We start from the raw sequence: 21069 nt of genomic DNA on the forward strand, positions 1-21069 counted from the left end.
CATAGCGGGTGGTTTGTCGGGTACTCGGTGTTCCTTTCGAGTGCCCTATCCGATTACCACGCAGGCGATCAACACAGGAGGTAACGACAATGAACCTTTCGGAATTTATCAACGCAGTCATGCCGACGGTTGGCGAACGATGCCCCGTCTCCGGATGCCCCGACTATCAACATCATTACTGCCGAGACGATATAGCGCGTTGTTCGTCTCACTGCACATGCAAGGATCGCGACCAATGATCAACAACTACCTATGCGACGCGTGCGGCCGGTCGGGTGATTTCGACTGGCTGTGGGGTCATGTACATCACTGGTCTGAGACTCCGTTCGAATTCCGGGCGTATCACCAGGACGACAACTACAACCATCCGATCAAGGAAGTGATCACAATATGAATAGCGATTTGAGAAACATTTTGCTGTCCGCGCACGAGCAGGGGCTGGATATCTGGCCGATCATAAACGACGTCACCGACTCTTTCCGGCTGGCTATGCGCAACGCTGGCGTCGACTCGGAGGTGATCAAATCGGTGATGACGACCGTAACCGACTATACAGCCAACCACTACGGAGACTAAATAATGAGTGGATATCAGTGCAGCCCGAGAGACATTCAGCTGATCGAATCATTCGCAGGTTGGTTCAACGCCCTGGATGCCGACGACCGGCAGAGGTACAACGCGCCCGAAGATGCCGACCCGTTCGCCGATTGGGACAACGATACAGACTGGGCGGCTGTCGACGACTACGACCAGCTGATCGAACTGCACAGCATGGGGTTCATCGAATACGACGAGCGTAAAGCGTACATCCATCCGTTCACGTACAAGAAAGGAGATGAGAAGTGAGTATCGAATTCCCCGGCGACGACAAACGCTGCGACTGGTGCGACAAACTCGGCGTTCCGTATGAGTACAAAGGGCTGACGTTCTCGGGTTTGTGCTCAACCGACGAAGGCAAACTCTGCCCCGGATGCCGCGACACGTATTGCGACAACCGAAACGACGAGCGGGCCGCAGACTACTACGGACTCACGGTCGATAATCTGCGGAAGCACGGCCGACCGATAACACCGCGCCTGCCGCGATAGATCCACCGAAAGGAAAACGGACAATGACCATCAAATTTTCAGACTTCGACTACGACGCCCGCGACGGCGATTACGTGCTGGTAGTCGACAACGACACTCTGGCGAAACTGACCGATCGCGATGTCAATCAGGCGTCCGGACTGTTCGGCGGTGGCGAGATCGGGACGGTGAGAATCAGCCGCGACGGCGAAGCAAGTCTCGAAAACAACCTCAGCGATGTTGCCGGGGAGGGCGGGGCTGTAGGACCCACCGACCAGGCGGGGTACAGGTGGAGAATCCCGGTACGCGAGGACGACTCCGACCCGAAGGTTACGAAGATTCTCGAGGCCCGCAAGAGGCTGCAAGGCGACTACGAGGATACCGACAGTGAAGGTGACTACGGTTTCCGGATCCTTGCTCGATATGCGGCACTGCTGGGGCGTCGGTACGAAATCGATCAGCTGCAATGCTACAACGACTTCGCGAGTGTGTGGACGATAACGCCCGCCTACCGCGAGAAGAACGCGACGATCCAGGAATACAAGGAGATCTTCGAAGGCAACGTTTTCAATATCGACGTAGAGCTGAAGTCTCCTATCGCAGGCAAGGAGTTCAGTGAATCGGTCGGCGGTTGCATCGGCAAAACGCAGGCGGTCGAGGTGGCACGCGAACTCGCTACCGATGCTGTGAGCGGGATTCAGAAGCAGGTACAGGAGGCGCGGAATGGCTGAGACTCGAGGGCGGCTCAACATCTGGTTTACCGACAAAGACCTACTGCAACGCGCAGAACGGCGAGCCAGGCTGGAAGGAAGGCCGCTGCCGGAAGTTATACGCGAATGGCTGGACACTGATTACGCACGGCCGGACCTTACCGACGAGGAGATCGTCCAAGAGAATAGTGACCGATTGCAAAGAAGGATAGACGCCGAGAAGAACGGACTCGAGGATTAGAAAATGGAAGACGAACAGCAACTGCCACGAACCCCGGACGAGATCGCCGAAGCGGAGAAGGAGTACTTCGATCGAATCTGGTATCACCGGTCGTTGATGAGTGAGTACAAACTCGAGAAAGCCGGTGATGCTGAACGTCTGGCATTTACTCGCGACCTCGCGGAACCACATCGTCGGTGCGTAGAAGAGAAATACGGCGTCGAAAACCTTGGTCCGTACACCGACTTCGAACTCGGAATGCTGCACGGAAAGTTGTCAGCACTTCGATGGGCGTTGGGTATGGACTGGGATTTCCTCGACACCTAGAAGGATTGGCAGATGGCTGTAACCAAAGAGGGGATGGCATACCGGATCGCGGCCGGGTACAAGACATCGGGCGAGGCTGTGGAATTCGGCTCGGTCGTCATCGACGGTCAGCCTTACCCTGCGTGCCGAGTTCGCGCCGACTTGGGGAGCCTGACTCAGCACGGCATAGTCCTCGGAGCGACCGGCGGCGGCAAAACCAAGACGCTGCAACTGATAGCCGAGCAGTTGTCAGATGCCGGAGTGCCGGTCGTGATGACCGATGTCAAGGGTGACCTGCAAGGGCTTGCGCAGGAAGGGTTCTACACCGACGAGATTGTCGACCGGGCTATCAGCTCCGGCTGTGATTCCTGGGACTCGACGAGCTTTCCGGTGGAGTTCGCGACGCTGGGATCGGAAGGGCACGGCATACCTATCCGGGCGTCGGTGCGGTCGTTCGGGCCGCTGCTGCTGGCGAAGGTGTTGGAGATCAACGACACGCAGGAGAGTGTGCTGCGGTTGATTTTCGGCGAAGCCGTCCAGCAGGAGCTGCCGTTGGACACCCTTGAAGATCTGCGCGAGGCGGTAAGTGCGGTGTCGCGGCAGAACGATGACGACGACCTGGGGTTCATCTCGAAAGCGACGGCGAGCGTCATCATGCGGGCGATCCGCAACCTCGAGAACGACGGAGGCCGAACGTTTTTCGGGACGCCGGGGTTCGATCCCAGGGATTTGATGCGCGTTACCGACGACCCTCAGCCTCGCGGGTACATCACGCTGTTCGAGCTGGAGGATCGGCGGCCGGTGCTGTTCGCGATCTTCATGATGTGGATGCTCGAAAAACTCACCGAGATCTTGCCCGAAGCCGGTGTCGTCGACAAGCCGAAGCTCGTGATGATCCTGGACGAGGCGCATCTGTTGTTCAACGGCGCATCGAAAGCGTTTGTCGAACAGATGATCTCGACGGTGCGCCTGGTGCGATCGAAGGGGGTCGGCCTGATCCTGTGCTCGCAGACAGCGAAAAGCATCCCCGGCGAGGTCATGGAGCAGATGGGGTTCAGGGTTCAGCACGCACTGCGGGTACGCACACCGGAGGCGCACAGGGCGCTGGCTCATACCGTGCTGACGTTCCCGGAGACCGACGTTTACGACCTGCGGAAGGAGATCCCTGCACTGAGGAAGGGCGAGGCGGTGGTGACGGCGCTGACTCCGGACGGCGGCGAGACCCCTGTCGCTGAGACGAAGATCCGGCCGCCGAGGTCGCATATGGGCCCGATCGGCAACAACGCGGTACGCCGGATCGTCAAGGCGAGCGAGCTGTACGACAAGTATCACGTCGAACCTGAGCCTGAGCCCGAGCCGTCGCATGAAACACCAGGAGAACCGATCCGGCTCTCGAATCACTTGCCTCCGTACAAATCTCTCAGCTTCGACGAGTTGCTGGCGATGTCAGATCCAAATCATCAACCAATAAAGGAGTAGCAGTAATGAGCACACCACAGCATGAAACGGTCACGGTCTACTACGTCGGCGCGACAAAATACGAGGCACTGTACACCCGCGCGATTACAGACCGGGAGGAGGCAAAGCGTATCGCAGAGAAGGAGGGGCGCAAGCTTTTCATGGCTGAGGCTGCAGTGGATCTGGGCACCGTACGCGAGGTTCCCATGATTCAAACGCGCATTCACCGAGATCCCCTGCAAGGTAACCGATTTCAGGCTCAGTACAGGAACTCGGACGATGAACCGTGGTTCGACATCGGCGACGTTAAGAACACCAAGCTGGGAGCCGAAGAGTCGCTGATGGAATTCAAAGAACGCTACAAGGGCCACAACCGCATCTAAATGAAAGGGTACAAACAATGGCCAAGACCACTCGTCAGATCCTCGAAGCGATGCGGGACGACACCCGGTTCACCCGCGCGCAGGTCGAGTCGGTTCAGGAGGAGGTTGCGCAGTGGTGCGAGAACGCCGAAACGATCGTCGACAACCTGCGTGACATCGCGGACATGGACACCGATCTGGAGGTGCACGACTCTCTAGTAAACATCAAAGTGTCAAACAAACATGCTGATCCGGCTGCGGGCTATTCGTATCCGTATGAGGGGGTCGCGGATGCGCTGCAGATCCTCAGCGACGCCCAGGAACACGCCAGTGAGCTGAAGGAGGCTCTGGACGGGCTGACGGATGCGTGGAGCAGCATGGAGGATCCGGTCGAGGTCTGGTTGGACGAGGGTAGTGAGAAGGACGACCGTGTCGACGCTCGCGAGACGATGTGCAGCTGCGCCGGAGAGATCCTGGACAAGCTGTCGGACCTCGAGGCGCTGGGCGTGAATATCGAAGATGTGGAGGCGTGATGCCGGGCGACACCGAGCCTGCGATCATCTATGGCCGAAAAGAGATCGGCGCAATGTTCGACGCGAAGCCGAGCACGGTATCCAACTGGATTCATCGGTACGACGACACTCCTGCCGCGCAATTCAGGACCCCGGATGACAACCGGTACTGGGACCAGGGTGGCAAAAACGAGTGGGCGGAATGGTACAAGAACAAATGGCCGCACGAACCTTCGCCCAGGGGGTCACGGCCGAGCCGCAAAGGTCCGAACGAAAAGTTACGTCGCGACTGGCGCGTGGAGTTCGAAACCTCGGACACAAAACAAGGTGTCGCGACTCGTTCATTCGAAGATGAAGATTCGGCGCGGCAAGCTGCCCAACAAATCGTCAATGGTGACGGCGGCATTGCGGCGGTGTTCTACGTCGATCCGGCGGGCGAGCGTCAACGTAAGGACTGGCAGCTCATCGCCGAATATCACAACGAAGCGTAAGGATTTGCAATGATTACCAATGAGAAGATCGCAAAGGCCAAGGAACTCGCCTACGGGCTGAAGTACCTGATCAACGACATCGGCACCGGCAGCAACGAGGCGGACATCGCGTCTGATCTCAAGGAGGCGTTGCCGAGGTTGCAGGCCCTGGTGACGCTCGCCGAAGACATCGAGGCGGGGGTGTGACCATGACTCTGCCACCTTTCACCAACAACGTTGTCGACCGGCTGAGGCACACGCTGGCGGCTTTTGAGGGCTCACCGGATGACCGGGAGGTGCTAACTGCTACGAACGACGGACGGGGCAACTGGACCGGCTTGACGCTGGGGGACTTGCGGCGGCTATCGTCGGCCTTCCGGGATGAGGGCCAGGAACTTCCACTGCCGCCGAAAGAGGGCTACGTGTTGCGGACTGTGACGGAAGCGGACGGCTCCCTGTTTTCCGAGCACTACTGTTCGTACGAATCGACGCTCGCGGCTGTTGTGCACGAGATGAGCCAGCCCGACGACGACACCGGCTATCAAACCGCGCAGATCGACGAAACCACCGGCCATGCCGAGGTCGTGTACACGTGCACGAAGGGTGAACACAAAGGCTGGAAATGGGTCTTCGCATTCACCACCGATTACCTCATCGAAGATAAGTCGGAGGACTGATATGACTGACATCGACATGCCGCTGATCGCGTTTCTCACCGAGTCGGTGGACATGATGTCGCAGACGGAGGAAGTTCAAAAGGGAGTTGAAGAGGCGGTCGGCAGGGCATTCGCGAAACTGTCCCGCAAGGTGCTTACCGACGACTACATCTTCCCTGGCGACGTCACCCCGCGGCAGGTGCTGGAGGCGGCATCGGACATCGTTACCGGCATCCACACCGGCACCGCTGAGCACAAAGAGTATCTGCACACCGTCTATCTGGCACTCAAAGGCGCGCTGGAGGATTGACTATGAAATGGATCATCGAAATCGACCCGGGTGGGATGTACGATCACCTGATTCCGAAGTGGGGTCGGTGGTGACCGGCGAGATGGGCGTATGCCGTAATTGCGGAGAACCGATCCGTCGCGTCATCGACGAATACAACATCGACAACGCCGCAGTATGGGTGCACGTGCAGTCCGAACACTCACTCGTCGATTACTCTTATCGATACTGTGAACTTAGTGTCGCTGAACCGGAGCTGGGATGATGAACGAGACGACGGAGAGCAAGGCTGTAAAACGGCATATCGCCTTCGAGCATGCATATGTCGTAACGACCACGGACGGCACGGATCACATGGTGCTGGACCAGACGACCTACGAAATGTGCACCAATGAAGAGATCGAGGTGCGCACAGCTCAATATGAGGCAATGGGGTTCGACGACATAGAAGAATTCCTGGATGAATGGCTAGGACGGCCGTTGATGCCCACCGCAGATGGTTTTGTGGTAACGGCGCACATCACCTCCGCTCGCTTCGAGGTCACTGCCCGTGATGCCGAAGGGGATGAAAGGGATTCCTGCGAGCACAACGCCCAGATCGATGAGCTGATTCAGCTCGAACATAAGGTTCCGAACGAGCACTCATCGGACGGAGAGACGGAGACGGATTAATGATAATTGATGACGAAACGATGGACGTCGAACTCGGAACCCTGATGAGACGCATCGACGGACCGGCGGCTGTCAACCAGGACAATATCCTGAGCTGGATTGTCGGCGACGGGATTAGAGGGCTGGAACAACGGCGAGACGGCAACTTTCAGTTCTGGGCGTGTTCTCAGCACTCGTCGGAGGATTGCGAATGCGAGGAACTGGACTCGGCGTACCTGCTGGAGATCTCTACCGCTGGGTGGACGGAATGACCGTGATCGCGATGCCCATGAAAGTGAGGGATTGACATGAAGTGCGCGGTGTGCCTGAAGCTGGACGAATCGGTCTACTGCATGAAGCTCTACACGTCGGACTTCGAGGTTCTGGACGCGGTGACGACCGCGGACGGTCACGCGGTCTGCGACGATCATCTGTGGTGCTTCGAGGAGAAGGTTTCGGACATCGCGTCGAAGCTCAGCAGGATTGCCGGGGAGCGGTATCAGGCGCGGAAAAACAAGCTGTGACGCCTGTTTCGTGCATCGCATCTAGCAGGTTGAACCGGCAACGCGCAAGGGGCTGAATGCCTTTATTTTAAAGGAAAGAATTATCCGGAACCGCAGGTCACGCCTACCAAATAGGTGGTTGGTGAAATATATCGTGACCTGCGGTTTCCCCATGAACCCAGAAGTTAAACGCATTCCGGACATAACGATTTAGTCTACTTTGTAGCACTCCGGGATCTGCGTCGATAATCGTTTTGCTTGCCTCAAGTAACCAACGGCGATTCCTGCGACGCGACGCAGCCTGACCTAACGAGACCGACTATGACGACACCCCCTGGAGCGCTGCTGCTGACTACCAAGGGCACTATCCGACCCATCACCCCCGAGGAGGGACGAGCCATGAAAGCGCATATCCACGAGTGTCTGAAGACGGATCAGGTCGGCCCGACCAGCCTCGGCCCCGACCTGGCCGTATGGAAAGCCCTGGACGGCACCTCCGGGCATCTGATTCTGACTTCGTACGTCGCACACGACATCACCGAGCCGACTGTTTTGTCCGGATTGGGATGGCTCACGCTGAAGAAACTGACCCTTCAACATCTGCGCGAAAGGTGCAAGGTGTGCGAGTCGTAGTTAGTGTGCGGACTCCGATCCGCTCCGGTCCACACCGTCAGATGATGGTCGACCGGAGCGGATTTTTTGTGTCAGCTGCGGGCGAGCGCGACGATGTCTCCGAATCTGAAAAGATACTCTCCGGAATGGTTCTTTCCTTCGCTTCTCAGCCTGCCTCGGCGTCGCCACGTCTGAATAGTGCCCGGCTTTAGTTGCCTGCCGGAGATCTCGCCTAATTGCGCTGCCTCGCGGGCTGTGACGAGCTGTTCGGCCCCCTGAGCTACATGTGCCGCCCGGGTCGCGCCGACGCCCCAGACCACGCCGCAGGCACACGCAACGGCCTTCTGGTCCGCCCGCGCCTGCACCGGCCGACCGCACGTGCACTCCCCCAGCCGCATCTTGGGCTGCCTCCGGCCGATCGCGTGCATCGACTTGCCTAGGATGCCGCGCAGATCGTCGAAATACAGGCCGCCGTCTTCGAACCTGCTGACCGTGATGTAGTGCCGCAGATGCCAGTCGACGAGCTTGTGCGCTTTCACCACCGGGTCCAGTCCCTGCAGAACCAACGGATCGACTTCGGACACGCCGCCGTACCACGACGCGAGGGTCTTGATCAGATCATCGAAAACCTCGCTGGCGTGGACGTCGAACGGCAACACCGGATCACCCGAGCCTCGACCGACCGCCGGAGCGCCCTTCGATTGGCGGGTGACCTGGAGTTGCAGTTCGACGATCATCTCGCGGAGGTCGAGCAGGATCTTCCGCACCTTCCCGAGACATTCCCAGCACAACGGATCCTGCGTCTCGGCACTGCACTTCTGGCACGTCATGCGTAGATCACCTCCGCACCGAACGCCCGCGCGAGATTGATCACCATTTTGTCGTCGTCACTTCTGTCGCCTTCGACGTACATGACATCCGCCTGCATTCCTCGGACGCCGTGCATTGCGGGCATGAAATGAATCGACGGCCTTCCGCCAATGCGCCGGATGATCGCGGTGCCGTAAAGCTTCTTGTACAGGTAATCCCTTTCCCCGCCGGGCCACGACGTCAGATACGACTTAACCATGTCGAACGAGTCCCAGTAGTCGGGCAAGCAGCAGACGATCTTCTTTTCGTTGATAGCCAATTCATGCGCTATACCGAGCGCGGTCAGTTTATTCATTCAGCGCAGCACCCATCGCAGCTATGCATTCCTCGCCATTCCTCGCCGATCTCTTGCCAGTAAGCGAATTGGCTGGGGTCCTTGTGGCCGACGCCGTGCTCGCATATGCGCTCAAACCCTTCGTACCGGCCGCGCCACACCACCGGCCAATCACGCATCGAATGGGACAGCGGGTTGTGCATGACACAGGCTCGGCCGTGACACAGCATCGGGTCGTGGACGTCCGTCAGGCCGAGGTCATTCGGGTCGGTTATCGGCTTCGGACGTCCTTCAAGCCATTCCTGGTATTGCTCCCACGTCCAGCCGAGATATTCATGCAGGTCCATCCCGAGTCCGGCTCCGTTGTGCCACTCGTCAACGCGGTCGTCGATCTCGTCGTCGGTCATCACGCCTCCGACGACAACAGCAGAGCCAGGACGGCGTCCTCCGGCGCGATGTCGTGACACATGACGTAGTCGTGGAATCGCTCGATGAACCACACCGGCTGGGCAAAACCGAGCAGATCTGTCCAATTACCTTCGGGATCGCCGTCGATGATGATCGGAACGTCGTCGTCGTAGTTCGCGAGGATCCGCTTCAGTTGTCCGGCGTTCATTCGCGCTCCCATTTCTCGCGGAACAGCAGCAGCTTCGCGCGGATCGCGGCCAGGGCCGTGTCGTCGTCGAGGTCTTCGTCTTCGGCTATCTCGTGCAGCGCTGCGATTAGGTCGTCCTGCTCGAAAAAAAGCTCATCGGTGCCGTTCACTCGTCGGCCTCTGCGCACAGATTGTTGAGGATGTCGTACGGCGTCGGGATGTCGAGTATCCGGGCGACTGGCGCGAGGGCTACCGCTGCGGAGTACGGGCTGCACATCCAATATATTTCGGTGCCGTCAAGCATCGCCTTCGCGCATTGTTCGATCAGTTCGCAGATCTGGCGCTCGCGGTCTTCGTCGATTTGCAGGCGTTCCCAGTAGTAGCTTTTCCACTCCGCCGCGACATTCGCCATCTGCTCGAGCTGCTTATCGGGGTCGACCTCGAGGGCCTGCTCCAGTTCGAAAGGCGTTTTCTTCTCCGCTAGAACGAGCGGGTGCCGGTACGGATGAGGGAACGCGGGTTTTCCGCAATGCAGGCAGGTGTCGGTCATGCCACTTCCCGCCATTCGATCCAGGTCCGCTGCTCCAACACCCTCTTGCCGGGATATTCCTCATCGCGGAGTTCGAGAGCTTCTTGCGCGGAGTGCGCCCATGTCCTGACGGTGACGAATTCTGACTCTTCTATGAAATACGTGACGTATTCGGTGACTCTTTCGTTCACGCCACATCCCGCCATTCAATCCGGCTCCGCTGCTCGACCACCCTGGCATCCGGGCGGAATTCATCGCGATATCGGACGGCTCGCTCGAAATCCTTGCCGGACAATTCGCTCAGCCAGCCATCTTCTACGAAGTAGCAGACATCTTCTCTTGCGCGGACGGTTGCATCTACTGTCAAATTTCTATTCCGTTTGTCCGTGCCGATTCCGGATAGCGATGCACGCGGCTCGAAAGTCGTCCATGTCTTCGAAATCGATATGCGCGAGTATTTCGTGGTGGTGTCGGTGGAGTAGTGAATCGCGGATAGATGCGCAACACCGCCGGAATCGGGAATGTATCATTTCAGCCCTTTCGGTTCTGCGGGCCTGATTCAATCCTACGTCCGGCGGTGTCGATGCGCATTCAGGTGTTTTTCGCGCGGTTGATGATCTTGCTGATTCCCGGCTGCGACAACCCCGTCATCTCCGCCAGCTTGCGCTGAGAGCACAACTCGGGATTCGCGGCATATAACGTGCGAATCAGGTGGTTCCGCTCCTCTGTGGCCCATTCGATGGTGCCCTTCAGGTCGGCAAGCCTCTTGCGGGACAGGGCGAGGCCGCGCTCAGGGTCGAAGTCGGTCATGTCATTTCCTCGGTTCTGCGATAAGTCGGTTATGCGGTCGATACGGCGGGGGTGGTCACGGGGTTATGCGCGGAGACGGTCTCAGCGGTGCGGTAGGCAAGGTCTCCGAGCCTTTGATCGCTGCGGTTATCAGGTGGTTTGTCCGGATTGCAGATCGATAGCTGGTCCGGAAAACTTCCCGGCGTGTCGTGCAGGTGGGCGTGTCGTGGATCGGTGATCATGAGCGGGCCGGATCGAGTCGGCCGGAGGTCGGCGCGGAGGCCGGACTGAAGCGGGGAGTCTCGAGCCGGGAACTGCCGGGAATCGGCGGGAAATCCAGTGTCATTTTCAGTGTCACTTTGCTGCGAGATTCGCGGGAACTGGCGGGAGTCGCCGGGAAGTGCCGGGAACTCCGGGGCCGCCAATCCTCTTATGCCACAAGGTGTTTCAGGTGGTCAGCGGGAACTGGCGGGAACGGCCGGGAACTGGCAAATATCGAGCCTATTCTTACCTAGGAGTAAGATAGGACTTTCATCATGGCCTAGGAGTGTGAATGGCAGGCGGTACGAAGCGGCTCCCACGGGCGGTTCGTGAACAGCAGATGCTGGACGCCGCCGTCGAGGTGTTCTCCCGCAAGGGTTATCACGACACATCGATGGATGCCATCGCCGCCGAAGCCAAGATATCCAAGCCGATGCTCTATCTGTACTACGGGTCAAAGGACGAGTTGTTCCGGGCCTGCATCGCCCGCGAGAGCATGCGTTTCATCGAGGCGGTCGCGGTCGCGGGCAATCCCCAGCTCACCCCGCACGAACAGCTGCGCGCGGGCCTCGAGGCGTTCCTGTCGTACGTCGACAACAACCGCCTGTCCTGGCAGGTCCTCTACCGTCAGGCATTGGGCCAGCAACCCTTCGCCTCGGAGATCGCCAACAGCCGCGAGCGCATCATCGAGCTGACTGCCAAACTGCTCGAATCCAGCGCCAAATATGCCGAGCCCGGAACGAATTTCGACATCGTCTCGGTGGCGGTGATCGGCGCGGGCGAGGCCATCGCGGACCGAATCGCCAGCGGGGAAGTGGAAGTCGCCGAGGCCGTCAATCTCCTCGACGATCTGGCCTGGCGCGGTCTGGCGGGTAGGAAGAAGGCCGAGTAGGGCGCTGTCGGCCACCCCGGGCAACCCCCGGTGAGATATCCCGGGGTCAGTGGTTGCGCGCTTCCTGTGGCGTCAATCCGAACTGCGCCTTGAAAGCGGCGCCGAAGGCACTGAGCGAGCGGAAACCGCTGGCGTAGGCGATCTGGGCGACGGTGTCGTCGACGGAGCTTTCCCGAAGCAGGCGACGTGCGTGGCCCAACCGCTCGGCGCGGATCAATCGGCTCGGTGTCGTACCGGTGTTCTGCAGCGCCAGTTGGACCTGTCGCATGGACCAACCGAGGTGGTGCGCGATCGCTGCCGGGGTGAGGTCGGGGTCCGTGGCATGCCGGCGGACGTAGTCACGGACCGCGGCGTCGACCGCCCCCAGCGTGGTGGGCAGCTCTCTACCCGAGCGCAGGCACAGTTTGAGCAGTTCGATCGTCATATCGGACGTCGTGGCGAAGCCGAGGCCGTCGACGGCCGCGCGCTGTTTGCTGAGCTCGCTGATCATGCCGAAGGCGACCGATCCCACACCCTGTCTCAAATCGATCACCGCAGGTCCGGCGCCGGCATCGAGCGGAAGCGAACCGGCGGGGATGTTCATCACCCACCCTTGTGCGCTGTGGGCCTGCGCGAAGTCGAACGGGCGTGCCTTCGTGACCACCGCGCCCTGTCCGGGCGACACCTGAACGGTGGTGTCGTCCTGCCGGAACTGCATCGCGCCGCCGGTCGGAACGACGACCCGCAGGCTCTCGTCATCATCGCGGCGAACATCCGTGCGCGTTCGTGCGTAGGTGATGCCGTCGGACCGAAAGCCGATCAGCTGATAGCCCGCGTAGTGCTGGGCCGCCGTGACGCCGTGGAAGGTCGCGGCATCGGCGAAACGGAACTGTAGGGTCCCCTGGTTTCGGCAGATGTGCTCGGCCCAGAAATCGGCGGACTCGCGGACCGAGACCACGGAGGTGTCGACCTCCTGCACGAGATAGGGCTCGGAATCTCTCATGGGGCAACTCTCCAGCGGCTTGCGCGTTTGCGTGCATTCCATGCGCGCACACGGTCGAACGGGCACAGACGCACTCATAACCTGGAATCGAATTATGGCACCGATCACAACGAGGAAAGACATCATGTCCTGCCGCAACCCTGACGATCAGGCCGATGAGAGTGCCACCTGCGGGTCCTGCGATGCACACGGGTGTGCGTTGTGCAACGGCACTCGGTCGGGCCGCACTCACACCGACCGAACCGTCCGCCTGTTGTGCACCTCGCGTCGAGGTCACATCCGAAAGTTCTCGCCGTAGCCGACCACACATTTCCAGGAGATATCGACGATGACGGATGTCCAGACCGTGCGTGGTCCGGTGCCTGCCGAGCAACTCGGCAACACGCTCATGCACGAGCACGTATTCGTGCTGGGTGAGGAAATGCGGCAGAACTTCCCGGACTTTCCCGACCGCTGGGACGACGACGTGCGGGTCGCGGACGCGGTGGAGAAGTTGCGGCAGTGCGCGTCGCGGGGAATCGCCACGATCGTCGACCCGACCGTGATCGGCCTCGGGCGCTACATCCCGCGCATCCAGCGGATCAACGAGCAGGTCGACATCAACATCATCGTCGCGACCGGCATATACACCTACAACGAGGTTCCGTTCCAGTTCCACTACACCGGCCCGGGACTCTTGTTCGACACCCCTGAGCCCATGGTCGAGCTGTTCGTCAAGGACATTCGCGAGGGGATAGCCGACACCGGAGTCAAGGCGGCGTTCCTCAAGTGCGCGATCGAGGAACCGGGCCTGACCCCGGGGGTGGAACGCGTGATGCGCGCCGTCGGGCAGGCTCACGTCGAGACCGGTGCGCCGATCACCGTGCACACCAACCCGCACACAGGGTCCGGGCTCGTCGCGCAGCAGGTCCTCGCCGAGGAGGGAGTGGACCTGACCAAGGTCGTCATCGGTCACTCCGGGGACAGCACCGACCTGGACTACCTGTGCGAGATCGCCGATGCCGGTTCGTATCTCGGCATGGACCGGTTCGGCCTCGACGTGTTGCTGCCGTTCGAGCACCGGGTCGGCACGGTGGTCGAACTCGTCCGCCGCGGCTACGCGGACCGGATGGTTCTGGCGCACGATGCGGCCTGTTTCATCGACTGGCTCCCCGCGGCGGGCAAGGCGGCGGCGCTGCCGAACTGGATCTACACCCATATCAGCGACGACGTGCTGCCGGCCCTGCGCGAGCGCGGAGTCACCGACGAGCAGATCACCACGATGCTGGCGGACAATCCGCGCCGCTACTTCTCGGCGTGATGCGCCGGGGCTCCCGGTGCACGGCAGGACCGAGGTCGAGATGAGGACCGAATGATCCATCCGCCCACCTATGCCCACAGTGATCGAATCGCCCTGTACAGCCCGGAATTCGCGGCCATGCCGCATGAGTGTTACCAGGACATGCGCAAGCGCTTCGGGTCGCTGGTGCCGGTCGAATTGTCGCCGGGAGTCCCCGCAACCCTGGTGATCGACTACCGCACGGCCGTGCAGGTCCTGCACGATCCCGCGCATTTTCCGGTCGATCCGCGGATGTGGGAGAAGGACGTTCCGGACGAGTGCCCGGTGAAGCCGATGCTGGCCTGGCGGCCGAACGCGATACGCAGTTCCGGGCAGGAACACCGGCGCTATCGGGAGGCCAATGTCGCGGCGCTCTCGGCGGTCGACCTGCACGGTCTGCACGCGGTGGTGGAGCGGATCGCGGTGCCGCTGATCGCGCAGTTCTGCGAGACCGGCTCGGCCGATCTGATCGCGGATTACGCACGGCCACTGGCCTTCCAGGTGGTCAACGCGATGCTCGGGTGCTCACCAGATATCGGCCAGCGGGTCGCCACGGGTGTCATCACACTCTTCGAGGGCTCCGATGCCGCAGCCGGGAACGCGATGCTCGTCGGGGCGCTGAGCGAACTCGTGGCGGGCAAGCGCGCCGAGCCCGGTGACGATGTGACGACCCGGTTGGTCCAGCATCCGGCCGGGTTCGACGATCAGGAGGTCATCGAACAACTCGTCACGCTCTACGCTGCGGGCGTCGAGCCGGTGCACAACCTGATCGTCAACACGCTGCTGTTGATCCTGACCAACGACCGTTTCGCGGGAAATCTGCTGGGCGGCAGCCTGTCCACCCGCGACGCGCTGGACGAGGTTCTGTTCCTGGACCCGCCGATCGCGAATTTCTGTATGACCTATCCGCGCCAGCCGGTGCTGCTCGACGAGGTGTGGCTGCCCGCGCACCAGCCCGTGATCATCAGCATCGCCGCGTGCAACAACGACCCGGCCATCAGCGGCGGCGACTACACCGGCAACCGATCCCACCTGGCCTGGGGCGCGGGCCCGCACGCCTGCCCCGCGCGCCAATCCGGCTATCTGATCGCCCAGGACGGCGTGGACCAACTGCTCGACGCCCTGCCGGAGATCGAACTGTCCGTCGAGCCCGACGAATTGGCGTGGCGCCCAGGACCTTTCCACCGCGCCCTGGCCACCCTGCCGGTCACCTTCGATCCGGCCCGGCCGTTCGCGAGCTGGCAGCCGGGCTGACGCCCCGAGCGCTCGGCGGTCGAGATCGATGCGCGGACCGGGCACGGCGGCAGGCGACCGGGTCGCGGTACGCTGATTTCGGTCCGAGCCCCATTCCGCCATGAGGTGTGTGCATTGCCCGATCTGCTCGACAACGCCGATAAGACGAGGTTCGCAGTCACGATCGCACCGCCGGAATCATACGTTTGGCGAGAGGCATTCCGCGAAGTAGCCGAGACGGTGAACATCGCTCTGCAGCGGCTGGGACACAGCAGTGTGCTGACCGATGCCGTGGACCTCCCCGGCCGCAGGCATATCCTGTTCGGCAGCAATACGTTGTCCTGGTGGGGAATCGAAATCCCGGACGATACGATCCTCTACAACCTGGAGGCTGTCACACCGGAATCGGATTGGCACTCCGAGGAATTGCTCGAATTGTTCCGCCGTTATCACGTATGGGACTACAACCGGCACAACGTCGCGGCCCTTCGAGCAGCCGGTGTGCCGCGCGTCCAGCATGTGCCGATCGGCGGCGTGCCGGAACTGGACCGAATCCGACCGGCCCTGACACAGGATATCGACGTCCTGTTCATCGGCACGTACAGCGCCGAGCGCGCCGCACCGATCGAGCAGCTCCAGCGGGCGGGCTACAACGCACAACTCCGCGAGGGCGTCTGGGGCGCGCAGCGCGACGACCTGTACGCACGGGCGAAAATAGTCCTGAACCTGCACGGCCCCACGATCTTCGAGGTCGTCCGCGTGTCCTATCTACTGGCCAACGGAATATTCGTCATATCGGAAAAGTGCTATTACGCCGACGAGGAGGAAGAATTCGCCGACGGCGTCGTATTCGTCGATTACGACCGGATCGCCGAAACCTGCATCCGCTACCTTTCCGATCACCGGGCGCGAGCAGCCAGAATCACCGCGGGTCGCGAAATCATGCGCAAACGATCGGCCAGGAAGTACATCGGCGCCGCACTGGCCGAACCCGCATTCACCGGCTGAAAAACCAGAGCCGCACGCCTTTCCGAGGCCATCGAATCCCCCATGCGATCCGATGAGTGCTCGCGGAAAGAGCGTGCGGCTCCGACTGTCCGGCGGTGCCGGATCAGTGCAGGGTCCCCGTGAGGTAGGGGTATCCCTTCTTGGGATGTTTCAGGGACAGCTCCCAGCCTTCAGCGGTGTGGTCCGCGTAGGCGTTGATCGTGGACGGGAGCAGGATCGGTTTGCCGAAGCGGACCGAATAGGTTGCCGCGGCGGGGATTCGGCCCTCGACGAGGCCGAGAATGGCTGCGGCGGACCACATTCCGTGCGCGATCGAACGGGGGAAACCGAATGCCTTGGCGCTCAAGGAGGACATGTGGATCGGGTTGCGGTCGCCCGAGGCCGCGGCGTAGCGGTGGATGATGGGCTGGTCCGCCTTCAGGGTGCGCAGCGGGGGCGGGGGAACCTCTTCCGGCTTGGGTTCGGGGCGGGGGCCACCGGACAGCGAGGTCTTCTGCTGGTGCAGGAACGACGAGGTCTGCCGCCACACCAGTTCCCGGCCGACGTTGATCTCCGTGATCGCGTCGACCACAAGACCTTTCGGGTGTTCGCGCAGGTTCTCCACATGGGTGTGGATGTCCAGCGGCTCACTGGCCGAGATCTCCCGGCGCCGCTCGATCACGTTCTCCATATGCACCGAACCGACCGCGGTGAACGGGAAATCCCGGGCGGTCAGCAACTGCATGACGGTCGGGAAGGCCAGCACGAACGGATAGGTCACCGGTAGCGAATCGCCGAACCGCAACCCGGTCGAATGACAGTACGCGGCCAGATTGTCGATATCGACGCGCACACCGTTCAATTCCACCGCGCGGTCCGGGATCTGCGAGTTGCGCGCCGAAACCAGTGGCAGCGGAACGGCTCCCAACGCGGCCTTGAGATACAGGCTGCCGGTCTTGGGCGGCTCGTTCAGTTTGATGGTCCGAGTCATCACGCGCTCCGCTCAGGCACCGATCAGGCCCTGGCCGCAGACGCGAACGACGTTGCCGTTCACCGCGTTCGAGGCCGGGCTGGCGAAATAGGCGATGGTCTCCGCGACGTCGACGGTCTGCCCGCCCTGCGAGAGCGAGCTGAGCAGCCGGCCCGCTTCACGGGTGCCCAGCGGGATCGCGGCGGTCATCGCGGTCTCGATGAAACCGGGAGCGACGGCGTTGATGGTGACGCCCTTCTCCGCCAGCTTCGGCGCCTCGGCGTCGACCATGCCGATCACACCGGCCTTGGACGCGCCGTAGTTGGTCTGACCGCGGTTGCCCGCGATACCGGCGATGGAGGACACGTCGACCACGCGACCGCCCTGCTTCAGCACGCCCTTGGCGACCAGCGCCTCGGTGATGCGGTGCGGTGCAGCGAGATTCACGTTGAGCACGGCGTTCCACCGGGCGTCGTCCATATTGGCGAGCAGTTTGTCGCGGGTGATACCGGCGTTGTGCACGATGATGTCGACACCACCGAAACGCTGGGTGGCGAATTCGGCGATCTTGTCCGCGGCGTCGGCGGCGGTGACGTCCACCGCGAGCGCGGTGCCGCCTACCTTGTTCGCGGTCTGGGACAGTGCGTCACCGGCGGCGGGGATGTCCGCGGCGATCACGGTCGCGCCGTCACGAGCGAACACCTCGGCGATGGTCGCGCCGATACCGCGCGCCGCACCGGTGACCACGGCGACCTTCCCGGCCAGCGGCTTGTCCCAGTCGGCCGGGGCGGTCGAATCGTCCTTGCCGACCCGGAACACCTGGCCGTCGACGAAGGCCGATTTGCCGGACAGGATGAAACGCAGCGTGGACGCGAGGCCGGTCGCGCCCGCGGCCGCCTCCGGATGCAGGTAGACCAGGTTCGCGGTGGCCCCGCGCAGCAGCTCCTTGCCGACGCTGCGGGTGAAACCCTCCAGCGCGCGCTGCGCGATCTGCTCCTCGACACTCGCGGTGAGCTCCGGGGTGGTGCCCACGACCAGGATGCGGCCGCTGGGCGCGATCGAGCGCATGGCCGGCTGATAGAACGCGTACAGCTGCGCCAGATCCTCGATCGAACCGAGGCCGGTGGCGTCGAAGACCAGTGCGCCGAATTTCACGCCCTGGGCAGGTTCGTCGGCGAAGGTGTAGTCCGACAACAGGTTTCGCACCGCATCGGCTACCCGCCCCTTACCGCCGAGCAGGACCGGACCCGACAGCGCGGGCTCGCCCTTCCGGTAGCGGCGCAGTTTCTCCGGCTTGGGCAGCCCCAGCTTGCTGGCCAGGAACGAGCCGGGGGCCGAGTTGACGAACGATCCGTAGAGGTTGGGAGCGCCCTTGCTTTTGCTGGCTGCCACTGTTCCTACCTTTTCCTTGTGTCGTAGGTGACTCATCGTCGTGCCGGCCCGGTTGCCCGGACGTGTCGCATCCATCACGGGTTACGTATCGACAATGAACTTACTCCAGAGTAAGTTTAATGTAAACCGATAGCGAAGGGACACCGGACTGCGCCGCTACTTCGGCAGGCCGGGAGCGCCGGAATCCCCCGACGACCCAACACCCGACGAGACACGCGTATACCCACCCCGCCGGCTCCGCAAGCTCCGCCGGCTCACCGTCCCCCAAGGAGACTCGAGTGACAACCAAAGCCCGTTCGGCGAAGCCCACCTCGACCAAGCAGGCACGCCCCGTCGCCGTCCTCGGCGGCAATCGGATCCCGTTCGCCCGCTCCGACGGCAAGTACGCGCACGCCTCCAACCAGGACATGTTCACCGCCGCACTGAACGGGCTGGTCAGCCGGTTCGGCCTGCAGGGCGAGCGGCTCGGATTCGTGGTCGGCGGCGCGGTGCTCAAGCGCGTCGGCGAGCACGGCATGATCCGCGAGAGCGTGCTGGGCAGTGAGCTGTCGCCGTACACCCCCGCGCACGATCTGCAGCTGGCCTGCGGCACCGGGTTGCAGTCGATCGTCACCGTCGGCGACGGCATCGCGTTGGGCCGCATCGACGCCGGCGTCGGCGGCGGTACCGACACCACCTCGGACGCACCCATCGGGGTCAGCGAATCGATGCGCGAGTGGATGCTCGACGCCAACCGCGCCAAGAAGAACTCCGACTACGTCAAGCTGGTCGGCCGGTTGCGGCCGAGCATGGTCGGCATCGAGATCCCGCGCAACGCCGAACCGCGCACCGGGATGTCGATGGGCGAGCACGCCGCGATCACCGCCAAGGAGTTCGGCATCTCCCGCGAGGCGCAGGACGAGCTGGCCTACCTCTCGCACCGCAATATGGCCGCCGCCTACGATCGCGGATTCTTCGACGACCTGGTCACGCCGTTCCTCGGACTGACCCGCGACGACAACCTGCGCCCGGGTTCGACCATCGAGAAGCTGTCCACGCTGAAGCCGGTCTTCGGCACCAAGCTGGGCGATGCGACGATGACGGCGGGCAACTCCACCCCGCTCACCGACGGCGCGTCCGCGGTGCTGCTGTCCAGCGACGAGTGGGCGGCCGAGCGCAACCTCGCGCCGCTGGCCCACCTGGTCGACAGCGAGGTCGCCGCGGTGGACTACATCCACGGTCCCGACGGTCTGCTGATGGCCCCCACCTACGCGGTGCCGCGGCTGCTGGCCCGCAACGGACTCACCTTGCAGGATTTCGACTTCTACGAGATCCACGAGGCGTTCGCCTCCGTGGTGCTCGCGACGTTGCAGGCGTGGGAGTCCGACCAGTACTGCAAGGAGCGCCTCGGCCTGGACGGTGCGCTGGGGTCGATCGATCGGGCCAAGCTGAACGTCAACGGATCCTCGCTCGCCGCGGGCCACCCGTTCGCCGCGACCGGCGGCCGGATCATCGCGCAGGCCGCGAAGCAGTTGGCGGAGAAGGGATCCGGGCGCACCCTGATCTCCATCTGCGCCGCCGGCGGTCAGGGCGTGGTCGCGATCCTGGAGCGCTGAGCCGGATCGATACACTCTCGAAGAGTGAGTGACATCTCGACGGGCGAGCAGGTGCCGACCACCCGGTTGGCCCTGCTCCGCCCGGTCCCGGCCGACGCCGAGGCCATCCTGCGGATCTGCGGCGTCACCGAGCCGTGGGTGACGGTTGTTCCGAATCTTGCTGCGGCACAACGTCTCTACGCTGAATGGGACGAGCACTGGCGGCAGCACGGCTACGGCTACTGGGCGGTGCGCGCGCACGCGGACGACACCATCCTGGGGTTCTGTGGAATCCGCTCGATGACGATGCCCGCGGGCCCCGCGCTCAACCTCTTCTACCGACTGGACCCCGCTACCCGAGGCCAGGGCCTCGCCGCCGAGGCGGCTGCCGCAGTGGTCGCCTACGCTCGCACGCATCTGCCGGAGCTACCCGTGATCGCCCGCATCCAGCCCACCAATGCCGCCTCCCACCGCGTCGCCGAACGCGCCGGACTGTCCCGCGCCGAATACCTGGACACCGACAGCTGGCACCACTACGTGACACCGGCCGACTGGGGGCGCGCGTAACGAGCCGCGCCCTCGACCGT

34 protein-coding genes are annotated in these 21069 nt (G+C 62.2%); 22 read left to right on the forward strand and 12 right to left on the reverse strand.

Features of this window, described 5'->3' with window-relative positions:
• Positions 1-390: 390 nt before the first annotated feature.
• The 16 genes from ON40_RS33100 (at position 391) to ON40_RS33175 (ending at position 7837) form a co-directional block, all read left to right on the forward strand.
• A complete protein-coding gene (locus ON40_RS33100; RefSeq protein ID WP_040829062.1) occupies positions 391-576 on the forward strand; it encodes a hypothetical protein in 186 nt (61 codons plus the stop codon).
• Positions 577-579: 3 nt separating this feature from the next.
• Positions 580-846, forward strand: coding sequence for a hypothetical protein (locus ON40_RS33105; RefSeq protein ID WP_040829063.1), 267 nt, complete (start codon positions 580-582; stop codon positions 844-846).
• On the forward strand, positions 843-1088 hold the full coding sequence (locus ON40_RS33110; protein ID WP_040829064.1) for a hypothetical protein: 246 nt from the start codon (positions 843-845) through the stop codon (positions 1086-1088). The genes ON40_RS33105 and ON40_RS33110 overlap by 4 nt, the downstream gene beginning before the upstream one ends.
• Positions 1089-1111: 23 nt before the next feature.
• The gene (locus tag ON40_RS33115) at positions 1112-1798 is read left to right on the forward strand and encodes a hypothetical protein (RefSeq protein ID WP_040829065.1); all 687 of its coding nucleotides are present in this window, start codon (positions 1112-1114) and stop codon (positions 1796-1798) included.
• 223 nt (positions 1799-2021) lie between these two features.
• On the forward strand, positions 2022-2324 hold the full coding sequence (locus tag ON40_RS52415; protein WP_157186560.1) for a hypothetical protein: 303 nt from the start codon (positions 2022-2024) through the stop codon (positions 2322-2324).
• 12 nt (positions 2325-2336) lie between these two features.
• Positions 2337-3782: a helicase HerA-like domain-containing protein gene (locus ON40_RS33125; RefSeq protein WP_051193905.1), complete on the forward strand. Its 1446-nt coding sequence runs from the start codon at positions 2337-2339 to the stop codon at positions 3780-3782.
• A 5-nt stretch (positions 3783-3787) separates the two neighbouring features.
• Positions 3788-4144, forward strand: a complete 357-nt coding sequence (locus ON40_RS33130) for a hypothetical protein (RefSeq protein ID WP_040829067.1) — start codon at positions 3788-3790, stop codon at positions 4142-4144.
• A 17-nt stretch (positions 4145-4161) separates the two neighbouring features.
• The gene (locus ON40_RS33135) at positions 4162-4656 is read left to right on the forward strand and encodes a hypothetical protein (RefSeq protein WP_040829068.1); all 495 of its coding nucleotides are present in this window, start codon (positions 4162-4164) and stop codon (positions 4654-4656) included.
• Positions 4656-5126 (forward strand): hypothetical protein, encoded by a 471-nt coding sequence (locus ON40_RS33140; protein ID WP_040829069.1) that lies wholly within the window; start codon positions 4656-4658, stop codon positions 5124-5126. The genes ON40_RS33135 and ON40_RS33140 overlap by 1 nt, the downstream gene beginning before the upstream one ends.
• Positions 5127-5135: 9 nt before the next feature.
• Positions 5136-5312: a hypothetical protein gene (locus tag ON40_RS52420; RefSeq protein WP_157186561.1), complete on the forward strand. Its 177-nt coding sequence runs from the start codon at positions 5136-5138 to the stop codon at positions 5310-5312.
• The gene (locus tag ON40_RS33145) at positions 5309-5782 is read left to right on the forward strand and encodes a hypothetical protein (RefSeq protein WP_157186562.1); all 474 of its coding nucleotides are present in this window, start codon (positions 5309-5311) and stop codon (positions 5780-5782) included. Before ON40_RS52420 ends, ON40_RS33145 begins: the two co-directional genes overlap by 4 nt.
• A 1-nt stretch (position 5783) precedes the next feature.
• Positions 5784-6071: a hypothetical protein gene (locus ON40_RS33150; protein WP_040829072.1), complete on the forward strand. Its 288-nt coding sequence runs from the start codon at positions 5784-5786 to the stop codon at positions 6069-6071.
• 240 nt (positions 6072-6311) lie between these two features.
• Positions 6312-6722 (forward strand): hypothetical protein, encoded by a 411-nt coding sequence (locus ON40_RS33160; RefSeq protein WP_040829075.1) that lies wholly within the window; start codon positions 6312-6314, stop codon positions 6720-6722.
• A gap of 20 nt (positions 6723-6742) precedes the next feature.
• Positions 6743-6973: a hypothetical protein gene (locus ON40_RS33165; RefSeq protein ID WP_157186563.1), complete on the forward strand. Its 231-nt coding sequence runs from the start codon at positions 6743-6745 to the stop codon at positions 6971-6973.
• A gap of 36 nt (positions 6974-7009) precedes the next feature.
• Complete coding sequence (locus tag ON40_RS33170) at positions 7010-7225, forward strand: hypothetical protein (RefSeq protein ID WP_040829077.1); 216 nt, start codon at positions 7010-7012, stop codon at positions 7223-7225.
• A gap of 300 nt (positions 7226-7525) precedes the next feature.
• Positions 7526-7837 carry a hypothetical protein gene (locus ON40_RS33175; RefSeq protein WP_157186564.1) on the forward strand — a complete coding sequence of 104 codons (312 nt, stop codon included), beginning with the start codon at positions 7526-7528 and terminating at the stop codon, positions 7835-7837.
• Between the two features lie 71 nt (positions 7838-7908).
• On the opposite strand, the gene ON40_RS33180 is transcribed toward ON40_RS33175, so the two are convergent.
• The 9 genes from ON40_RS33180 to ON40_RS33205 all read right to left on the reverse strand — a co-directional run bounded on the left by ON40_RS33180 (position 7909) and on the right by ON40_RS33205 (position 10894).
• Positions 7909-8583 (reverse strand): hypothetical protein, encoded by a 675-nt coding sequence (locus ON40_RS33180; RefSeq protein WP_157186565.1) that lies wholly within the window; start codon positions 8581-8583, stop codon positions 7909-7911.
• Positions 8584-8642: 59 nt separating this feature from the next.
• The gene (locus tag ON40_RS33185) at positions 8643-8981 is read right to left on the reverse strand and encodes a hypothetical protein (protein WP_040829084.1); all 339 of its coding nucleotides are present in this window, start codon (positions 8979-8981) and stop codon (positions 8643-8645) included.
• Positions 8978-9367, reverse strand: a complete 390-nt coding sequence (locus tag ON40_RS33190) for a hypothetical protein (RefSeq protein ID WP_157186566.1) — start codon at positions 9365-9367, stop codon at positions 8978-8980. Before ON40_RS33190 ends, ON40_RS33185 begins: the two co-directional genes overlap by 4 nt.
• The gene (locus tag ON40_RS33195) at positions 9367-9576 is read right to left on the reverse strand and encodes a hypothetical protein (RefSeq protein WP_040829086.1); all 210 of its coding nucleotides are present in this window, start codon (positions 9574-9576) and stop codon (positions 9367-9369) included. Before ON40_RS33195 ends, ON40_RS33190 begins: the two co-directional genes overlap by 1 nt.
• A complete protein-coding gene (locus ON40_RS52425; protein ID WP_157186567.1) occupies positions 9573-9725 on the reverse strand; it encodes a hypothetical protein in 153 nt (50 codons plus the stop codon). Before ON40_RS52425 ends, ON40_RS33195 begins: the two co-directional genes overlap by 4 nt.
• On the reverse strand, positions 9722-10105 hold the full coding sequence (locus ON40_RS33200) for a hypothetical protein (RefSeq protein WP_040829087.1): 384 nt from the start codon (positions 10103-10105) through the stop codon (positions 9722-9724). Before ON40_RS33200 ends, ON40_RS52425 begins: the two co-directional genes overlap by 4 nt.
• Positions 10102-10275, reverse strand: coding sequence for a hypothetical protein (locus tag ON40_RS52430; RefSeq protein WP_157186568.1), 174 nt, complete (start codon positions 10273-10275; stop codon positions 10102-10104). Before ON40_RS52430 ends, ON40_RS33200 begins: the two co-directional genes overlap by 4 nt.
• Positions 10272-10451: a hypothetical protein gene (locus tag ON40_RS52435; protein ID WP_157186569.1), complete on the reverse strand. Its 180-nt coding sequence runs from the start codon at positions 10449-10451 to the stop codon at positions 10272-10274. Before ON40_RS52435 ends, ON40_RS52430 begins: the two co-directional genes overlap by 4 nt.
• Positions 10452-10675: 224 nt before the next feature.
• The gene (locus ON40_RS33205) at positions 10676-10894 is read right to left on the reverse strand and encodes a winged helix-turn-helix transcriptional regulator (RefSeq protein ID WP_040829088.1); all 219 of its coding nucleotides are present in this window, start codon (positions 10892-10894) and stop codon (positions 10676-10678) included.
• Between the two features lie 532 nt (positions 10895-11426).
• On the opposite strand from ON40_RS33205, the gene ON40_RS33210 reads away from it, so the two are divergent.
• Positions 11427-12026 (forward strand): TetR/AcrR family transcriptional regulator, encoded by a 600-nt coding sequence (locus tag ON40_RS33210; protein ID WP_040829089.1) that lies wholly within the window; start codon positions 11427-11429, stop codon positions 12024-12026.
• 46 nt (positions 12027-12072) lie between these two features.
• Here ON40_RS33210 and ON40_RS33215 read toward each other — a convergent pair whose 3' ends face one another.
• A complete protein-coding gene (locus ON40_RS33215) occupies positions 12073-13008 on the reverse strand; it encodes an AraC family transcriptional regulator (RefSeq protein WP_063713139.1) in 936 nt (311 codons plus the stop codon).
• 328 nt (positions 13009-13336) lie between these two features.
• On the opposite strand from ON40_RS33215, the gene ON40_RS33220 reads away from it, so the two are divergent.
• The 3 genes from ON40_RS33220 (at position 13337) to ON40_RS33230 (ending at position 16567) form a co-directional block, all read left to right on the forward strand.
• Positions 13337-14308 (forward strand): phosphotriesterase family protein, encoded by a 972-nt coding sequence (locus ON40_RS33220; RefSeq protein ID WP_040829091.1) that lies wholly within the window; start codon positions 13337-13339, stop codon positions 14306-14308.
• 51 nt (positions 14309-14359) lie between these two features.
• A complete protein-coding gene (locus tag ON40_RS33225) occupies positions 14360-15580 on the forward strand; it encodes a cytochrome P450 (RefSeq protein ID WP_040829092.1) in 1221 nt (406 codons plus the stop codon).
• 114 nt (positions 15581-15694) lie between these two features.
• Positions 15695-16567: a glycosyltransferase family protein gene (locus ON40_RS33230; RefSeq protein ID WP_051193909.1), complete on the forward strand. Its 873-nt coding sequence runs from the start codon at positions 15695-15697 to the stop codon at positions 16565-16567.
• 103 nt (positions 16568-16670) lie between these two features.
• Here ON40_RS33230 and ON40_RS33235 read toward each other — a convergent pair whose 3' ends face one another.
• Both ON40_RS33235 and ON40_RS33240 read right to left on the reverse strand, forming a co-directional pair.
• Complete coding sequence (locus ON40_RS33235; RefSeq protein ID WP_373282010.1) at positions 16671-17540, reverse strand: MaoC family dehydratase; 870 nt, start codon at positions 17538-17540, stop codon at positions 16671-16673.
• 9 nt (positions 17541-17549) lie between these two features.
• Positions 17550-18944: a 3-oxoacyl-ACP reductase gene (locus ON40_RS33240; RefSeq protein WP_051193976.1), complete on the reverse strand. Its 1395-nt coding sequence runs from the start codon at positions 18942-18944 to the stop codon at positions 17550-17552.
• 242 nt (positions 18945-19186) lie between these two features.
• On the opposite strand from ON40_RS33240, the gene ON40_RS33245 reads away from it, so the two are divergent.
• Both ON40_RS33245 and ON40_RS33250 read left to right on the forward strand, forming a co-directional pair.
• Positions 19187-20503: an acetyl-CoA C-acetyltransferase gene (locus tag ON40_RS33245; protein ID WP_040829095.1), complete on the forward strand. Its 1317-nt coding sequence runs from the start codon at positions 19187-19189 to the stop codon at positions 20501-20503.
• 24 nt (positions 20504-20527) lie between these two features.
• A complete protein-coding gene (locus ON40_RS33250; protein WP_040829323.1) occupies positions 20528-21049 on the forward strand; it encodes a GNAT family N-acetyltransferase in 522 nt (173 codons plus the stop codon).
• Positions 21050-21069: the final 20 nt, after the last annotated feature.

Source organism: Nocardia jiangxiensis NBRC 101359, assembly GCF_000308615.1.
In the GTDB taxonomy this organism is placed as follows: Bacteria; Actinomycetota; Actinomycetes; order Mycobacteriales; family Mycobacteriaceae; genus Nocardia; species Nocardia jiangxiensis.

Coding starts and splice junctions, on each gene's coding strand:
- ON40_RS33100 (WP_040829062.1), top strand. CDS start 391: ATGAATAGCGATTTGAGAAACATTTTGCTGTCCGCGCACGAGCAGGGG.
- ON40_RS33105 (WP_040829063.1), top strand. CDS start 580: ATGAGTGGATATCAGTGCAGCCCGAGAGACATTCAGCTGATCGAATCA.
- ON40_RS33115 (WP_040829065.1), top strand. CDS start 1,112: ATGACCATCAAATTTTCAGACTTCGACTACGACGCCCGCGACGGCGAT.
- ON40_RS52415 (WP_157186560.1), top strand. CDS start 2,022: ATGGAAGACGAACAGCAACTGCCACGAACCCCGGACGAGATCGCCGAA.
- ON40_RS33125 (WP_051193905.1), top strand. CDS start 2,337: ATGGCTGTAACCAAAGAGGGGATGGCATACCGGATCGCGGCCGGGTAC.
- ON40_RS33130 (WP_040829067.1), top strand. CDS start 3,788: ATGAGCACACCACAGCATGAAACGGTCACGGTCTACTACGTCGGCGCG.
- ON40_RS33135 (WP_040829068.1), top strand. CDS start 4,162: ATGGCCAAGACCACTCGTCAGATCCTCGAAGCGATGCGGGACGACACC.
- ON40_RS33140 (WP_040829069.1), top strand. CDS start 4,656: ATGCCGGGCGACACCGAGCCTGCGATCATCTATGGCCGAAAAGAGATC.
- ON40_RS52420 (WP_157186561.1), top strand. CDS start 5,136: ATGATTACCAATGAGAAGATCGCAAAGGCCAAGGAACTCGCCTACGGG.
- ON40_RS33150 (WP_040829072.1), top strand. CDS start 5,784: ATGACTGACATCGACATGCCGCTGATCGCGTTTCTCACCGAGTCGGTG.
- ON40_RS33160 (WP_040829075.1), top strand. CDS start 6,312: ATGATGAACGAGACGACGGAGAGCAAGGCTGTAAAACGGCATATCGCC.
- ON40_RS33165 (WP_157186563.1), top strand. CDS start 6,743: ATGGACGTCGAACTCGGAACCCTGATGAGACGCATCGACGGACCGGCG.
- ON40_RS33170 (WP_040829077.1), top strand. CDS start 7,010: ATGAAGTGCGCGGTGTGCCTGAAGCTGGACGAATCGGTCTACTGCATG.
- ON40_RS33175 (WP_157186564.1), top strand. CDS start 7,526: ATGACGACACCCCCTGGAGCGCTGCTGCTGACTACCAAGGGCACTATC.
- ON40_RS33185 (WP_040829084.1), bottom strand. CDS start 8,981: ATGAATAAACTGACCGCGCTCGGTATAGCGCATGAATTGGCTATCAAC.
- ON40_RS33190 (WP_157186566.1), bottom strand. CDS start 9,367: ATGACCGACGACGAGATCGACGACCGCGTTGACGAGTGGCACAACGGA.
- ON40_RS33195 (WP_040829086.1), bottom strand. CDS start 9,576: ATGAACGCCGGACAACTGAAGCGGATCCTCGCGAACTACGACGACGAC.
- ON40_RS33200 (WP_040829087.1), bottom strand. CDS start 10,105: ATGACCGACACCTGCCTGCATTGCGGAAAACCCGCGTTCCCTCATCCG.
- ON40_RS33205 (WP_040829088.1), bottom strand. CDS start 10,894: ATGACCGACTTCGACCCTGAGCGCGGCCTCGCCCTGTCCCGCAAGAGG.
- ON40_RS33210 (WP_040829089.1), top strand. CDS start 11,427: ATGGCAGGCGGTACGAAGCGGCTCCCACGGGCGGTTCGTGAACAGCAG.
- ON40_RS33215 (WP_063713139.1), bottom strand. CDS start 13,008: ATGAGAGATTCCGAGCCCTATCTCGTGCAGGAGGTCGACACCTCCGTG.
- ON40_RS33220 (WP_040829091.1), top strand. CDS start 13,337: ATGACGGATGTCCAGACCGTGCGTGGTCCGGTGCCTGCCGAGCAACTC.
- ON40_RS33225 (WP_040829092.1), top strand. CDS start 14,360: ATGATCCATCCGCCCACCTATGCCCACAGTGATCGAATCGCCCTGTAC.
- ON40_RS33240 (WP_051193976.1), bottom strand. CDS start 18,944: ATGAGTCACCTACGACACAAGGAAAAGGTAGGAACAGTGGCAGCCAGC.